This window comes from Bacteroides sp. (assembly GCF_052357945.1).
Classification (GTDB): domain Bacteria; phylum Bacteroidota; class Bacteroidia; order Bacteroidales; family Bacteroidaceae; genus Bacteroides.
Window position 1 is genome coordinate 75,433 of the sequence record NZ_DAWCXD010000002.1, and the last position, 16,470, is coordinate 91,902.

The following is a 16,470-nucleotide window of genomic DNA, read 5'->3' on the forward strand; positions in this document are numbered from 1 at the left end:
CTTCCGTTTTATGACATTTTATTGTATCTTGGCGCGGTAAGTTCGCTCGGAGAAAGTAATATTCAGGAACAGGGAAAGGCTGTTTTCTTTTTGCATACCGTTAGGAATTTTCATCTGGCCTTTATATTTCAATCCGATAGAAAGGACGTTGTTATTGCGCAATCCGAAGTTAAGTCCGGTACTGACGTAATATTCGGTTGCCTTTTTCTTTTGAATGACGATATAGGAATTATTAATACCTGTTCCCAATAGGATGCTGACCGGATTACGATAGACATTGCCCAATGTATATCTTCCACCGACTGATAACCGGTGTTGATTCTCAAAACTGACATTGGATTGGGAAGATTGCATCCGGCTCCAGTCCACATATTTGTAGTCGATGGTTGCCATCCAACGTAGAGTGTTGTAGGAAGCTCCGAGCCCAAAGAATTGAGGAAGACATTGGCGATAGCGTTTCAGGCTTTTTTCAATATCATCTCCTCCCGAACTGCTACTAACGTATAAGTTATTATCCTGTTTAAAATCCTGCGAGTAACCATATACGGCACCGGCAACGAAAGAACGTTCGCGGTCTATAGCCCATTTATACTGTACACCGAAATCCGCATAAAAAGTATGTTTGTAGGAGCTGGTTTCTTCTGTGGCAGTACCTTGCGTCTCCGTTTGTGTGATGGTCCCCGTCACATAAGAAAGATTGGTGCCGACAGAAAATCTTTTTCCGAAAAGGTAAGCCGTGCTGATACCCATCTTGGAAAGTCCTCCTTCACCCTGAAAGAGAGAAGAGATAGTACCTCCATTGGTGCCTGCCACTTCTTCATCCAGCGTGATGGCATATCCCACACTGCTGACGGGAGCCATGAAAATTGCTCCATACCAGCGTGGCATAATCCGGCAGCCGATACTTAGGTTATTCAGATTTCCGGTGACGGAACGGTTACTTGCTCCTCGTTGCGAATAAATCTGGTATGCTCCCATGATACCGGCATCGATCTGGAAGCGTTGTTCGGTCAACTCTGTGAGTGAAGCCGGATTGGCATTGTTAAGGAAATTATTTCCTCGCAATGCAATGCCTGTGCCGCCCAGTCCGGCATATTGCCCGCCTTCCCCGGTAGAAAGCTCTCCCAGTCCGAACATGGAAGTAGGGGAGTTCGTTGTATTTTGTGCAATAACTATAGAGACAGGAGTATAGAATGCCAGAAGGCAAAACAAAATCTTTTTCATTGTTGATAAGTTTTGTAAAGTATGATAAGTTTGGTATTCTTTTTATTGGCGGTATGTTCTCCGTCGCCGAAAATAACGCCTTGAAGTGTGGTATAGAACAAGTTGTCCGGAAGAAATAATTGTAGTTTCTGACGATCATATCCGGTAGTTCCCAGGTTTGTTTGCAGGAAAGAGGTGATGTCAAAAGAGTAATAAGTCTCCTCATAAGACATCTCGTCGACTACTAGATTTCCGCTTTGTACGGAACTCCCGGTGAGGTCGGTGATTACACTTTGCGTCACATTTTCATTGTTGGCGGTGTAGAGAGCCAGGCTTTTGGGCAACGGGTACATGCCGTCATAAGTTCCTTTTACCGGATATAACTGTAACGTTGCGCTCTCGATAGTCACAAGCTCTCCTTTTTCGCAGAGATTATTTAAATGTGGGAAGTCGATGGTGACATACATACCTGTCATTCCCTGCAGGTAGACCTGATGCTCGCTTTTTCCGGAAGAGTATTCATTGCCGTCCCCACTTTGCAGGTTGGCTATCGGGATGTTTGAGCGGTCTTGTTCTATTTTGTTGTAAGTCAGCGTGCTGCTTGTATTGAAAACCAGTGTTTTTTCGTTCAGTGTTTCCGTAATCTGGTGATAGTAGACCGTGATGCACATACTGGAGTCGTTGACTTGAAATCCGCTGATACAAGCGTCATTTGCATCGGGTATAAAAGCAATTCCCTTGAAATAATCATGGAAGAAATCCTGGGATTGTACCCATCGGCCATCATTCAGCATCAAGTTGAACCATTCTTCTCCCCATGCATCCGGCAATCGTATTTCCAGTTCCTCGCTCGGTGAGCCCGGGGTAGGACGAAAGTCGAAAGATGCCAGTGGAGTTTCGTTGTAATAGGCAGTAGTAGTGTTGTATAGGTACCCTCTATCGTCCAGTTCTATATTCTTTGTCAGTTCATGCAGATGAATGCGTTGGTTTTTTAGTGTATCTCCCAGATAATTGCCCGAAGAATACAGGCGTATGGTGATCGAGTCGAACTCATATTGGATGTTTTCATCAAAAGAATAGGAAGGTACTTCATACTCTGCGTAAAAAGAAGCGGTAATTTTCCCCCATAAGTTGTCGTCACGGTATCCTATCTGACAAACCGTATCTCCCGAAGTGGCTATGGAGTCGCTTAATACTGTACTAAGTAATACCGTACAAGTGTCCATCTGTTCGTTGAGGAATGAACTTTGTACCCATTTCGCTCCTATGGACGATGAATCGTCTACACAAGCGAAAAAAGAAAGAGATATAAAGAATGAAAAAAGTAGTATGATTGACTTCATGTAGTAAAAATGAAATTGGTTTTGTAGCGGCAAAAGAAGAGGTTTTAAACAGTCCTCCAAAAAACTATCGACTAAATCTCTGTATTTGTCGACCTGAATTTTGTTGGTAGATAGAATGTCTTTATTTGTCGATAGTTTTTTTATGCGTGCCCGTTGCCGCCTACATTTGCGGTTGTAATCAACGACATATTTATGAATACGAAAATGAATAAATTACTTTGCATGATGGTGGTGCTGCTTTCATTGGCGGCATGTACGGATGATACTGAATATACGGCAGGTGTGTGGTATCGCCGTTCTGATTTTGATGGTGTGGCGCGTACGGACGCAGCTGGTTTTACGATTGGTAACATAGGGTACCTCTGCACCGGATACCGGGGGAGTACCAAAGACCGTTTGAAAGATTGTTGGGCGTATGACATTGAGGCTAATTCGTGGACACAGTGTACATCAATGCCCGATGCAGCTCCAGCCCGGAATGCAGCTACAGGTTTTGCAGTAGGTACCAAAGGATATATTGCTACCGGTTACGATGCGACAAAAAAGGATTATCTGAATGATTGCTGGCAGTATGATCCTGCCACGAATTCCTGGAAGGAGATGGCTTCTATTCCGGATGGAACTGATGGGACTAATATCTATGGTAAACGGTATTATGCGCTTTCTTTCGGCATTGGTCAGTATGGGTATCTGGGTACAGGTTACAACGATAATTATCAAAAGGATTTCTGGAAGTTCGACCCGTCGGTGGGAGATAAAGGAGAATGGACAGCCATGAGTGGATTTGGCGGACAGAAGAGAATGGGCGGTATGGCCTTCGTCATAGATGATATAGCTTATATCTGCGGCGGTGAAAATAACGGTTCGGATGTGACGGATTTCTGGTGTTTTAATCCGGCAACGGGTACTTGGAAAGAATTGCGCGAACTTTACGATAAGAGTGATGATGATTATGACGACGATTACACTTCTATCGTCCGTTCTTATGCTTGTGCTTTCGTGATCGACGGTAAAGGATACATTGCTGCGGGGCAGACTGCTGGTGGTAGTTATCGTTCCAATTATTGGATTTACGATCCTCTGACAGACCTCTGGGATGGGGAAGATTTGACAGATTTCGAAGGAAGTACACGCTCGAAAGCCGTATGCTTTTCTACTGGAAAACGGGGAATTATAGCTACGGGAGGAGCTTCTACTTATTATTACGATGATACTTGGGAGTTGAAGCCTTATGAATATGAAGAGAAATAAAAAAACAATAGGTATTAGTTGCTTTGTCTTGCTGCTTTTAGTGGGAATCATATATGGGTATATGCATTCGATAAACATATATCGGCTGGAAGTAACCCAGATTGAAGGTAGTGGATACGGTTATAAGATTTATGAGAGAGAGCGTTTGATAATCGTTCAGCCTTTTATCCCGGTTGTATCCGGGAAAAGGCCTTTTCAATCGGTGCAGGATGCCCAATGTATCGGAAATTTAGTGCTGGAACGGATTAAAGCCGGAAATGAATTTGCCATATCAAAGGCTGACCTAGATAACTTGGGAGTAGTGTATTAATGCCACCATGTTGGCACAGTCATGCCACCTCATTGGCACGATAGTGTCAACATGGTGGTACTGTTGTGCCAATACGATGGCACAAACTAAAGCATTAAGTACAGATTATTTCTTCTCTTCTTCTTTGGGTGCAACTACATAATCTTCTTTGATAAACTCATCATACACCCGCTTGGGATGATCGAATGGTGCGGTTCCATTCTTCTGCTCATTGAAGTTTTCCCGGCGGAATTGTTTCAGTTTCAAATTATCTTCTGCATACTCCCTCAATTTCTTATGCTCATTTCCATAAAGCGAACTTTCAGTTACGTCAGAATTGAGCAGGTTTTCTTTAGGAGTGATAGTAGGTAGGAGCACTTGTTCCAACAGACCACGATAGGCACCGTTATATTCGCACCATACGATATCGTTGGCTACAAATATACGATAGGAGTACTTAGACCAGGCAGTTTTGATTTCAATAGATGTAGCATAAATTTCAATGGTAGCTTCTGAACCATACGCTTGGTCACGGATCACAACGGTCGTCCGACCGCTAAGTTCTTCCTTCACGGAAGTTTGCCACTTATCAGAGTGTAAGATTTCTTCGATAATTTCCGGCAAATTTTCTTTAATCTCAAACTGTATTCTCATGGTGCTTGCCTGCGGGCAGGACTTTTTAATTTTTTCCTCCTTAAACAATTAAGTTAGCCTAAAGTTACATAGATTGAAGCAAAAAAACAAGATTTTGTTGAAATATTTACTATTTTTGCTGAATGAACTACCTTTTCCGTTTGTTTTTGTTATAAATATGCATGAATAGTAAATACAGAGAGAGCATGTATAAAAGAGAATGGAAATTAGAAGATAGGAGAAAAAATGAAGAACTTACAGATAGATGGATCTACCGGTTTAGTGTTGGAAGGCGGGGGAATGCGTGGAGTATTCACCTGCGGCGTACTTGATTATTTTATGGATCATGATATCCGGTTTCCCTATGCGATAGGAGTGTCTGCCGGTGCGTGCAACGGATTGTCGTATGCATCACGGCAACGGGGACGTGCCAAGTACAGCAATATCGACTTATTGGAGAAGTACAATTATATCGGTCTGAAACATTTGCTCAAAAAGCGTAATATTTTGGATTTCGATCTATTGTTCAATGAGTTCCCCGAACACATTCTTCCTTATGATTATGAAACATATTTTGCTTCACCGGAACGTTTCGTGATGGTGACTACTAATTGCATTACGGGAGAAGCCAATTATTTCGAAGAGAAAAAAGACAGGCGCAGGGTGATCGATATTGTCCGTGCATCCAGCAGTCTCCCTTTTGTGTGTCCTATCACTTATGTGGATGAGATTCCTATGCTTGATGGGGGAATCGTAGATTCCATTCCTCTGCAAAGAGCTATTGCGGATGGCTGTACGAGAAATGTCGTGGTACTTACCCGTAACCGGGGATATCGGAAAGATTCGAAAGATATTCGTATACCTTCGTTTGTATACCGGAAATATCCGAAGTTGCGTGAAGCGTTAAGTTGCCGGTGTGCTGTTTATAATGAACAGCTGGAAATGGTGGAACGCATGGAGGATGAGGGAAAGATTGTCGTTATCCGTCCTTTGAAACCTGTAGCTGTAGACCGTATAGAGAAAGATGTGCAAAAGCTGACAGAGTTTTATAAGGAAGGGTACGAATGTGCGAAAGCTTTATTTTCATTTTGACTTTGTATATTGCTTGGCAGCCTTTTCCAATTTCCGACTCATTAATTCTACCAATGTCTTGGGATAAAGAATTTCTATTCCGTCGACATATCCGAAGAATACCCGTTCTAGCTCGTGGTTGATTACGACTTCAATTTCCAGTATGACGCTTCCGTCGGGTAGCCTTTCCACCAGTTGTTGACTGCGATGTATAGGCTTGGTTATGATGTAAGGTGCTTCGGCTGCCGCTACTTTGAAACCAACTTTCTCTGCTACGCTTCCGGAGTTTTTGGTGACACCTACCAAGTCGTCGAAGAACGTATTCGGATCGAAGAATGTATTTTTGATATAGTGTTCTTGTGGCAGAACTTCCAATGATTGTATTCTGTCCAAAGCTAAATTTTGCAATATTCGTCCGTTTCCTCTGACTCCATAAACGAACCACCGGTTGCGATATTCTTTTAATAGATAAGGATAGAAAATAAAGCTGTTTGCCGAACGTGCTTTGAACGAACGATATTTGAGTTGTATCGGGTGCTCGTTCACAATGGCATGATAGATGGTATCCAGATAATCCAGTCCTTTCAGTGATTCATTCTTTTCAAAGTCAATGACAGGAGTAGTTTTCATTCGGGCAGAAGCAACATGATCTTCCAGGCGATTGATAATCTCGCTCATTTCCGTGAAATAGGAAAAACCCTTAAATTGTCGCAACACTTCCACTGCTTCCGACATCATTTTCAGGTCTTGTTCGTTCAGTGGGGTTTGTGTGATACTGTATTCGGGATTTTCATATTTATAGTATTTATTCTCGTACACCACAATCGGAGCATTATAACCTAACTTTTCGCTACGCATCATCTGTATATCCATTTGTACCGTCCGTTTGCTTATCCCTTTATCAATACCTTCATATTCATAAAGAGCATCCGAACAGGCGTCTACCAAGTCTTCCAACGTCCAGCGTCGATACGGATTACGCAGACAGTTATCAATCGTTTTATAGCGGATTAAGGCATTTCTATTTGCTGGCATAAAGTAGAAGAATAAAGATTTGCTTCAAAAGTAGAAAAATTAATTCAGGAAAACAAAGAGGTTATCGGTCTTTATTCGACTCTTCTTGCCTGATAGAAAGAATATTTTTAAGATTTGTATCAAATTTGATACCCTATGAAACAATGTTTATAGACGCTAGTGAAGATACGCCTTATCTTTGCCAGCATCTTTTTAATTAAATGCTTATATAAACTAGGAATACTTTATTGCTATGAAAACAAACCCTTGGATGAAACTATGTAGAGGTGCAGTACTTGCTTTAGCAGTCTCTTACGGGCTGACTTATTGCCATACAAGTAAAAGCAAGTTTACTTTGGAACAGGAGGGCGATAGCCTGACTACCATCCATATCACCAACCCGACTCATTATATATTGCTGCCTATAGAAGAGGAAGCTGCCGAAAGTCAGGTTCTCCTGGATACAGGAATGGCTACGGATACTGATATGGATATTCGTCTGGCACAGAGCCAAGTGGACTATTTCGTTCCATTTGCTTTACCTGTTGGAGCGAAGACTGCAACCGTACGTGTTCGTAATAAATCAAAGGATGCACTTTGCTGGAAAGAAATTAAGTTATCCGATACGTTTGATACAACCAATACGGAAAAGTTTCGTCCTGTTTATCACCATACTCCCCTCTATGGCTGGATGAATGATGCTAACGGATTGGTGTATAAAGATGGAGAATATCATTTGTATTATCAATATAATCCTTATGGCTCCAAATGGGGAAATATGCATTGGGGACATTCTATCAGTAAAGACCTTATGCATTGGGAGCATCTGGCTCCTGCCATTGCCCGCGATACATTGGGGCATATCTTTTCCGGAAGTTCTATTGTCGACCAAGAGAATACAGCCGGTTATGGGGAAGGCTCTATCCTGGCTTTTTACACTTCTGCCAGTGATAAGAATGGGCAGATTCAATGTCTGGCCTACAGTAATGACAACGGTCGCACCTTTACGAAATATGAAAATAATCCTGTCCTGCGCCCTTCTGGCGGTTTGAAAGATTTCCGTGACCCGAAAGTTTTCCGATATGAACCGGAAGATAAATGGGTGATGATTGTTTCTGCTGATAAAGAAATGCGTTTCTATGATTCTAAGAATTTGAAAGACTGGAATTATATGAGCAGTTTCGGAGAAGGGTACGGAGTGCAACCTTGTCAGTTTGAATGTCCGGACATGGTGGAACTTCCGGTAAATGGAGATGCGAACCGCAAGAAATGGGCGTTGATAGTGAATGTAAATCCGGGGTGCTATTTTGGTGGTAGCGCAACTCAATATTTTGTAGGAGACTTTGATGGAACGAAATTTATTTGTGACAATCAGCCAAATGTCACGAAATGGTTGGATTGGGGCAAAGATCACTATGCCACCGTTTGTTTCTCGAATACCGGTGATCGTGTGATTGCTGTACCTTGGATGAGTAATTGGCAATATTGCAATATCGTTCCGACAAAACAGTTCCGTAGTGCCAATGCGTTGCCGCGCGAGTTGGGGCTTTATACGCAGGATGGCGAACTCTATCTTTCGGCAGCTCCGGTAACAGAGATAAAAGCTTTACGAAAAGAAAGTAAAGAGATTGCTGCATTTACGGTTGTGAATGATTATCATATTGATTCTTTATTGGCTGATAATGACGGAGCTTATGAATTAGCATTGGAGATTACTACCGGCGAAGCAGAAATTATGGGATTCAGTCTCTTTAATGATAAAGGTGAAAAGGTGGACATCTATTTCAATCTTCCGGAAAAGAAACTAGTAATGGACCGGACGAAAAGCGGTATCGTAGATTTCGGAAAGAACAGCGTACCTCATGAAATAGAAGCACATGATCGCAGAAAGACGACTTCCATCAATTATATCGATGATTTCGCATTAGCTACCTGGGCACCGATAAAGAAAGAAAATAAATATGCTTTGGATGTTTTTGTTGATAAATGTTCTGTAGAAATATTCCTGAACGGAGGAAAGATAGCAATGACCAATCTCATTTTTCCGTCGGAACCATACAACCGTATGTGTTTTTATAGCAAGGGAGGTACGTTTAATGTCAATTCATTCAATGTGTATCGGTTAGGTTTATAAGTTAGGTTTTTGTAGATTAGAATTAGGTGTTGGTAGCTGTCAGATGTGAAATCTGGCAGCTACTTTATTGATTACTCATTAATTTCAATCGTGTATCCTCCTTGGAATATCTCACTTGGTTGCAAATGTTGCATCCAGTCCTTATCTTTATATTCACCAGTATAGTGTGCACGGTCGCAACGTCCATACCAAGGCTCGATGCAGACAAAAGGAGCATTCTTTGTAGGTGGCGACCAAAGACCGACTACCGGAGCATTAAAGTGTAAACTTAAATAAGCCCGTTTCTCTTTATTATATAAGGTAACTTTGCGAACCTGTTCATTTTCCAGGATCAAAGCATCTTTATCAAAAGTATGAGTATCCAATGGAAACAATCCGTCTGTCATCTCTAAGGAATACTCAACAGAAGGATCAGCGCATCCCTTTTCAGAAATAAGAATATATTTCAAACCGTCTTTCCTGTCGAATCCGAAGAACCCTCTTTCTAAACTGTTCGCATCAAACTCCGGCCAGTAGAAAGCAGGATGTGCTCCAATCTGAAAATGCATTTCTTTGTCGCCGGTATTCTTTACTTTCCATATCACCTCAATCTGCTTTCCCTGAATGCGATAACCTATTTCCAGACAGAATGGAAACGGATATTTCTGCAAAGTCTCTCCATTACTGATAAGGCGGTAATGTATTTCATCTTTTTTTTCAGAAACAAGCGTAAATTCCATGTCGCGGGCAAATCCATGTTGGGTAAGCGTATAAGGAATTCCTTCATTGCGATATTCATTTTCCCATACACTTCCGACAATAGGGAATAGGACAGGAGAGTGACGTTTCCAAAAAGCAGGATCCGCTTGCCACAGATATTCTTTTCCATTGGCAAAGATACTGCAAAGTTCAGCTCCATGAGGAGATACTTGAATGGTAAGTTGTTCGTTGGAGATTGTTTTCATATCGTTCAATTTTCAGTTGGTTACAATCGGTAACTGACTTTTTTTATTAATCGTTTTAATAATAACTACTTTTTAAAAGCTTATATTACTACGCAAAGGTAATATTTTCCGCACTGACTAGAGAATATCTTCTTCATAATTCTTGTGATGAGAAAAATAATGTATAAAACCCTATAAAATAGCGTTCTATGCAACAAATGTTACAGCCTTTGAAACATTTCTTTCAGTCGATTGATATAAATCAACCGTAATTTGCATCATCGATAAAGATAAAATTCGTACTTTTAATTTAATAACATCAAACTAATGCTTAGTATTATGAAGAACAAAAAACTTCTTTGCAGCGTTTGTTTCCTGTTTACTTTCATGTCAGTCCTTTGGGGACAAAACATAACGGTGAAGGGAAACGTAACTTCTAAAACGGATGGACAGCCGGTTATCGGTGCCTCTGTTGTTGAAGCTTCAGCTACTACTAATGGAACAATTACTGATTTAGATGGTAATTTCACCCTTTCGGTTCCGGCTAACTCTACTTTAAAGATTACGTATATTGGTTATAAACCGGTGACCGTAAAATCGGCTACAATCGTTAATGTACTATTGGAAGAAGACACTCAAATGGTGGATGAAGTTGTTGTGACAGGCTATACTACCCAGCGAAAAGCTGACTTGACCGGTGCTGTTTCCGTAGTAAAAGTAGATGAAATTCAGAAACAAGGTGAGAACAATCCGGTAAAAGCCCTTCAAGGACGTGTTCCCGGCATGAATATTACTGCCGATGGTAATCCGAGCGGATCGGCTACCGTGCGTATTCGTGGTATCGGTACGTTGAACAACAACGATCCGCTTTATATCATCGACGGTGTTCCTACCAAAGCTGGTATGCACGAATTGAACGGTAATGATATTGAATCCATTCAAGTGCTGAAAGATGCAGCTTCGGCCTCTATCTATGGCTCGCGTGCCGCAAATGGTGTTATCATCATTACTACCAAACAAGGCAAAAAAGGACAAATCAAAGTAAACTTTGACGCTTCGGTTTCTGCCTCCATGTACCAAAGCAAGATGGATGTGCTCAATACGGAACAGTACGGACGTGCCATGTGGCAGGCCTATGTAAACGATGGCGAGAATCCGAATGGTAATGCCTTGGGATATAACTACAACTGGGGATACAATGCCGATGGAAATCCGGTATTATATGGTATGAGTCTTTCCAAATATCTGGATTCGAAGAATACGATGCCTGTGGCAGATACCGACTGGTTTGATGAAATCACCCGTACAGGTGTTATCCAGCAATACAATCTGTCTGTCAGCAACGGTTCGGAAAAAGGTTCTTCCTTCTTCTCATTGGGCTACTATAAAAACCTGGGCGTTATTAAAGATACAGACTTCGACCGTTTCTCGGCCCGTATGAACAGCGATTATAAATTGATTGATGATATATTGACCATCGGTCAGCATTTCACATTAAACCGTACTTCGGAAGTGCAAGCTCCCGGCGGAATTATCGAAACTGCTTTGGATATTCCTTCCGCCATTCCCGTTTATGCTTCGGATGGTTCATGGGGAGGACCGGTAGGAGGATGGCCGGACCGTCGTAATCCTCGTGCCGTACTCGAATACAATAAAGACAATCGATACACGTACTGGCGTATGTTCGGTGATGCTTATGTGAATTTAAGCCTTTTCAAAGGATTGAATGTACGGTCTACTTTCGGTCTGGACTATGCTAACAAACAAGCCCGTTACTTCACTTATCCTTATCAGGAAGGAACACAGACCAACAACGGCAAGAGTGCAGTAGAAGCCAAACAGGAACACTGGACCAAATGGATGTGGAATGCCATTGCCACTTATCAGTTGGAGATAGGCAAACATCGTGGAGACGTGATGGCAGGTATGGAGTTGAACCGTGAAGATGACAGCCATTTCTCCGGATATAAAGAAGACTTCTCTATCCTTACCCCGGATTATATGTGGCCCGATGCAGGTAGTGGTACGGCACAGGCTTACGGTGCCGGTGAAGGTTATTCACTTGTCTCTTTCTTCGGTAAAATGAACTATTCTTATGCTGACAGATATCTGCTTTCATTGACTATTCGTCGTGACGGTTCTTCCCGCTTCGGTAAAAATCATCGTTACGCCACTTTCCCTTCCGTATCTTTGGGATGGCGCATCACGCAGGAAAATTTTATGAAAGAGTTGACTTGGCTGGACGATTTGAAACTGCGTGCTTCATGGGGACAGACCGGTAATCAGGAAATTTCCAACCTTGCCCGTTACACGATTTACGCGCCTAACTATGGTACGACAGATTCCTTCGGAGGTCAGAGCTATGGTACAGCATACGATATTACCGGTTCCAATGGAGGCAGCACTCTACCTTCCGGATTCAAACGTAACCAGATCGGAAATGATAATATCAAGTGGGAGACAACCACACAGACCAATGTCGGTATCGACTTCAGCCTGTTCAAACAATCCCTCTATGGTTCATTGGAATACTATTATAAGAAAACAACCGACATCCTGACCGAAATGGCCGGTGTAGGAGTATTGGGAGAAGGTGGCAGCCGTTGGATTAATTCGGGTGCGATGAAAAACCAAGGCTTTGAATTCAATCTGGGTTATCGTAACAAGACTGCTTTCGGACTGACTTACGACCTGAATGGAAACATCTCCACCTACCGGAATGAAATTCTTGAATTACCGGAAACGGTAGCCGCTAATGGTAAGTTTGGTGGTAATGGAGTAAAGAGTGTAGTCGGACATACTTACAATGCACAAGTGGGTTACATTGCCGATGGTATTTTCAAATCACAGGAAGAAGTTGACAATCATGCTACCCAGGAAGGAGCAGCTGTCGGTCGTATTCGCTATCGTGACATCGACCACAACGGTGTGATTGATGAAAAAGACCAGGAATGGATTTACGATCCTACTCCTTCTTTCAGCTACGGCTTGAATATCTATCTGGAATATAAGAACTTCGATCTGACTATGTTCTGGCAAGGCGTGCAGGGAGTGGATATCATTAGTGACGTAAAGAAGAAAAGCGATTTCTGGAGTGCAGCCAATGTCGGCTTCCTGAACAAAGGAACCCGTTTGCTCAATGCCTGGTCGCCTACCAATCCGAATTCCAATATCCCGGCATTGACTCGTAGCGATACAAACAATGAACAGCGCGTCTCCACTTATTTTGTAGAAAACGGTTCTTTCCTGAAACTGCGCAATATCCAGTTAGGATATACAGTTCCGGCAGTCATCTCCAAGAAGTTGAGAATGGAACGCTTGCGTTTCTATTGCAGTGCACAAAACCTGCTGACTATCAAAAGTAAGGACTTTACGGGAGAAGATCCGGAGAATCCGAACTTCTCTTATCCGATCCCTGTGAATATCACATTCGGACTTAACATCGGATTTTAATTCACCTCATTTATAAAACGAACGATTATGAAAAAGATATTATATATAGCAACCATCGGATTTACCTTGCTGACAAGCAGTTGTGACGATTTCTTGGATCGTCAGGTTCCGCAGGGCATTGTGACCGGAGATCAGATCGCTTCTCCCGAATACGTGGACAACCTCGTGATTTCAGCCTACGCCATTTGGGCGACAGGTGACGATATCAACTCTTCTTTCTCTCTTTGGAATTATGATGTACGTTCCGACGATTGTTATAAAGGTGGTTCCGGAACAGAAGACGGTGGTGTGTTCAACGCACTGGAGATTTCCAAAGGTATCAACACTACAGACTGGAACATCAACGATATATGGAAAAGACTGTATCAATGCATCACTCGTGCCAACACAGCCTTACAGTCACTCGACCTGATGGATGAAAAAACTTATCCGCTGAAGAACCAGCGCATTGCTGAAATGAGATTCCTGCGCGGTCATGCTCACTTTATGTTGAAGCAACTGTTCAAGAAGATTGTTATCGTGAACGATGAAAACATGGACCCGGATGCTTACAACGAGCTTTCGAATACCACTTATACCAATAACGAACAATGGCAAAAGATAGCAGACGACTTCCAGTTTGCTTACGACAATCTGCCGGAGATACAAATGGAAAAAGGACGTCCTACCCAGGCTGCCGCTGCCGCTTATCTGGCAAAGACCTACCTGTATAAGGCTTACCGCCAGGACGGAGTGAACAACAACCTTACCGGTATCAACGAGGAAGACTTGAAACAGGTGGTGAAATATACCGATCCCCTTATCATGGCCAAAGCCGGTTACGGACTGGAAACTGATTATAGCATGAACTTCCTGCCGCAATACGAAAATGGTTCAGAATCTGTATGGGCCATTCAGTATTCTATCAACGACGGAACCTACAACGGTAACCTGAACTGGGGAATGGGATTGACAACTCCGCAAATACTCGGTTGCTGTGATTTCCATAAGCCAAGCCAGAATCTGGTGAATGCTTTCAAAACTGATTCGCAGGGAAAACCGCTGTTCAGCACTTATGATAATGAGAACTACGAGGTTACGTCAGACAATGTAGACCCCCGTTTATTCCACACGGTAGGTATGCCGGGCTTCCCTTATAAATACAACGAAGGCTACATGATTCAGAAGAATGATGACTGGAGCCGTAGCAAGGGACTTTACGGATATTATGTTTCTCTCAAAGAGAATGTAGACCCGGATTGTGACTGTTTGAAGAAAGGTTCTTATTGGGCAAGTTCTCTGAACCATATCGTCATTCGTTATGCAGACGTATTGCTGATGCGTGCCGAAGCCCTGATACAGTTGAACGATGGACGTATCGCTGACGCTATCTCACTTATCAATGATGTCCGCAGTCGTGCAGCCGGAAGTACCATGCTGATTTTCAATTACAAAGAAGAGTACGGAGTAAACTTTAAAGTAACTCCTTATGAACTGAAAGCCTATGCACAGGACGAAGCGATGAAAATGCTGAAATGGGAGCGTCGTGTAGAGTTCGGAATGGAAAGCTCACGTTTCTTCGACCTCGTAAGATGGGGAGAAGCCAAAGACGTCATCAATGCTTATTATGTGACCGAAGCATCCCGTTGCTCTGTCTACAAGAATGCAGGTTTCACAGAAAATAAGAACGAATACCTCCCTGTTCCATTCGAACAGATCAGTGCTAGTAATGGAAATTATACACAGAATTTCGGTTGGTAACCATCAATCTTAAAACAAAGAATAACATGAAATCAATCATAAAACAACTTTATACAATCCTGTTGGTGACTGTAGCATGTCTGACAGCCACGGGATGTAGTGATGACTTCAAATCCAATCTTCGTCTGGACGGGGATGTATGGGTGAACGCTATCAAGCTGGATGCACACGCGGGAACGATCGATTATCAGAATAAAACAATCGTAGTAGGAGTTCCTTACGATTATGACGTAACCCGGATGGCAGTCACAGAAATGAATCTTTCCGAAGGAGCTACGGCCAGCATCGCTATCGGTGAGACCATCGACTTTTCTCTTCCCGTATCTTTGACAGTGAAGAATGGTGATGTACAAATGAGCTACACGATTACCGTGAAGAGAGATGAGGCGAAGATTCTGACCTTCAAGCTGAATGATACTTATGTGGGTAAGGTAGATCAGTTATCCAAAACGATATCCGTGGTTGTGCCGCTGACGGTGGACATCACCCAGCTGAAAGGTACATTTACCGTATCAGATGGAGCCACCGTGACTCCGGCATCCGGAAGTATCCAGGACTTTACAAATCCTGTCATCTATACGGCAACTTACCGTTCGGCAGTGACTCCTTATGTAGTGACAGTCACTCAAGGAAATGTGATTCCGACTGCCTTTGTCGGTACAGCTTCTTCCGTGAGCCAGCTGACAAGTCCTGAAGAAAAAACCGCTGCCCAATGGATGATGGATAATATATCAATGTCCGAATATATCTCGTTCAAAGATATAGTAGATGGAAAGGTTGATTTAGGTAAATATACCGCAATCTGGTGGCACTTCCACGCAGATAATGGCAACAATCCTCCTTTGCCGGATGATGCAAAAGCTGCCGTAGAGAAATTTAAAGTCTACTATCAAAACGGTGGTAACCTGTTGCTGACCCGCTATGCAACTTTCTATATTAAGGACCTTAGCATTGCAAAAGACGAGCGTGTACCAAACAACAGTTGGGGAATAAGTGAAGACTCACCCGAAGTCGTTGATGGGGCATGGAGCTTTCCAATTGTCGGCAACGAGTCGCATCCGTTATTTCAGGATTTAAGATGGAAAGATGGTGACAAAACAAGAGTCTATACCTTTGATGCTGGTTATGCGACTACCAATAGTACGGCACAATGGCATATCGGAACAGACTGGGGAGGTTATGAGGATCTGAACGCATGGCGTAGCTTGACAGGAGGAATCAATGTAGCATGTGGAGACGACGGTGCGGTAGTCATTGCCGAATTCGAACCACGCGCCAATAGCGGACGTACGATCTGTATCGGCTACGGTGGTTACGACTGGTATGCTAAAGGGGTAGACGCCTCTGCCGACTACTACCACTGCAACGTAGAGCAAATGACTCTGAATGCAATCAACTACTTATGTAAATAAAAGA

12 protein-coding genes are annotated in these 16,470 nt (G+C 42.7%); 7 read left to right on the forward strand and 5 right to left on the reverse strand.

Features of this window, described 5'->3' with window-relative positions; genetic code table 11:
- Positions 1-18: 18 nt before the first annotated feature.
- Together ACT8YW_RS00975 and ACT8YW_RS00980 are read right to left on the reverse strand one after the other, a co-directional pair.
- Complete coding sequence (locus ACT8YW_RS00975; protein WP_004307127.1) at positions 19-1,224, reverse strand: hypothetical protein; 1,206 nt, start codon at positions 1,222-1,224, stop codon at positions 19-21.
- Positions 1,221-2,546, reverse strand: coding sequence for a DUF4270 family protein (locus ACT8YW_RS00980; RefSeq protein ID WP_444103696.1), 1,326 nt, complete (start codon positions 2,544-2,546; stop codon positions 1,221-1,223). Before ACT8YW_RS00980 ends, ACT8YW_RS00975 begins: the two co-directional genes overlap by 4 nt.
- Positions 2,547-2,738: 192 nt before the next feature.
- On the opposite strand from ACT8YW_RS00980, the gene ACT8YW_RS00985 reads away from it, so the two are divergent.
- Positions 2,739-3,797 (forward strand): Kelch repeat-containing protein, encoded by a 1,059-nt coding sequence (locus ACT8YW_RS00985; protein WP_008651935.1) that lies wholly within the window; start codon positions 2,739-2,741, stop codon positions 3,795-3,797.
- Positions 3,778-4,107, forward strand: a complete 330-nt coding sequence (locus ACT8YW_RS00990) for a DUF4907 domain-containing protein (protein WP_309574187.1) — start codon at positions 3,778-3,780, stop codon at positions 4,105-4,107. Before ACT8YW_RS00985 ends, ACT8YW_RS00990 begins: the two co-directional genes overlap by 20 nt.
- Positions 4,108-4,212: 105 nt before the next feature.
- Here the strand turns inward: ACT8YW_RS00990 and ACT8YW_RS00995 are convergent, their stop codons facing one another.
- Positions 4,213-4,740: a hypothetical protein gene (locus ACT8YW_RS00995; RefSeq protein ID WP_004307123.1), complete on the reverse strand. Its 528-nt coding sequence runs from the start codon at positions 4,738-4,740 to the stop codon at positions 4,213-4,215.
- Between the two features lie 225 nt (positions 4,741-4,965).
- Between ACT8YW_RS00995 and ACT8YW_RS01000 the strand changes: the two genes are divergently transcribed.
- The gene (locus tag ACT8YW_RS01000; RefSeq protein ID WP_074637822.1) at positions 4,966-5,811 is read left to right on the forward strand and encodes a patatin-like phospholipase family protein; all 846 of its coding nucleotides are present in this window, start codon (positions 4,966-4,968) and stop codon (positions 5,809-5,811) included.
- On the opposite strand, the gene ACT8YW_RS01005 is transcribed toward ACT8YW_RS01000, so the two are convergent.
- Positions 5,803-6,825 (reverse strand): helix-turn-helix transcriptional regulator, encoded by a 1,023-nt coding sequence (locus ACT8YW_RS01005; RefSeq protein WP_444103697.1) that lies wholly within the window; start codon positions 6,823-6,825, stop codon positions 5,803-5,805. The two genes, ACT8YW_RS01000 and ACT8YW_RS01005, sit on opposite strands and share 9 nt — an antisense overlap.
- A gap of 232 nt (positions 6,826-7,057) precedes the next feature.
- Between ACT8YW_RS01005 and ACT8YW_RS01010 the strand changes: the two genes are divergently transcribed.
- Positions 7,058-8,938 (forward strand): GH32 C-terminal domain-containing protein, encoded by a 1,881-nt coding sequence (locus tag ACT8YW_RS01010; protein WP_444103698.1) that lies wholly within the window; start codon positions 7,058-7,060, stop codon positions 8,936-8,938.
- Positions 8,939-9,009: 71 nt separating this feature from the next.
- Here ACT8YW_RS01010 and ACT8YW_RS01015 read toward each other — a convergent pair whose 3' ends face one another.
- Positions 9,010-9,882, reverse strand: coding sequence for an aldose 1-epimerase family protein (locus ACT8YW_RS01015; protein WP_444103699.1), 873 nt, complete (start codon positions 9,880-9,882; stop codon positions 9,010-9,012).
- Positions 9,883-10,200: 318 nt separating this feature from the next.
- Between ACT8YW_RS01015 and ACT8YW_RS01020 the strand changes: the two genes are divergently transcribed.
- The 3 genes from ACT8YW_RS01020 to ACT8YW_RS01030 are packed head-to-tail and all read left to right on the forward strand — an operon-like array spanning position 10,201 to position 16,466.
- Complete coding sequence (locus tag ACT8YW_RS01020) at positions 10,201-13,314, forward strand: SusC/RagA family TonB-linked outer membrane protein (protein ID WP_195649706.1); 3,114 nt, start codon at positions 10,201-10,203, stop codon at positions 13,312-13,314.
- 27 nt (positions 13,315-13,341) lie between these two features.
- Positions 13,342-15,054: a RagB/SusD family nutrient uptake outer membrane protein gene (locus ACT8YW_RS01025; RefSeq protein WP_008651889.1), complete on the forward strand. Its 1,713-nt coding sequence runs from the start codon at positions 13,342-13,344 to the stop codon at positions 15,052-15,054.
- Positions 15,055-15,080: 26 nt separating this feature from the next.
- Complete coding sequence (locus ACT8YW_RS01030; RefSeq protein WP_444103700.1) at positions 15,081-16,466, forward strand: DUF4960 domain-containing protein; 1,386 nt, start codon at positions 15,081-15,083, stop codon at positions 16,464-16,466.
- Positions 16,467-16,470: the final 4 nt, after the last annotated feature.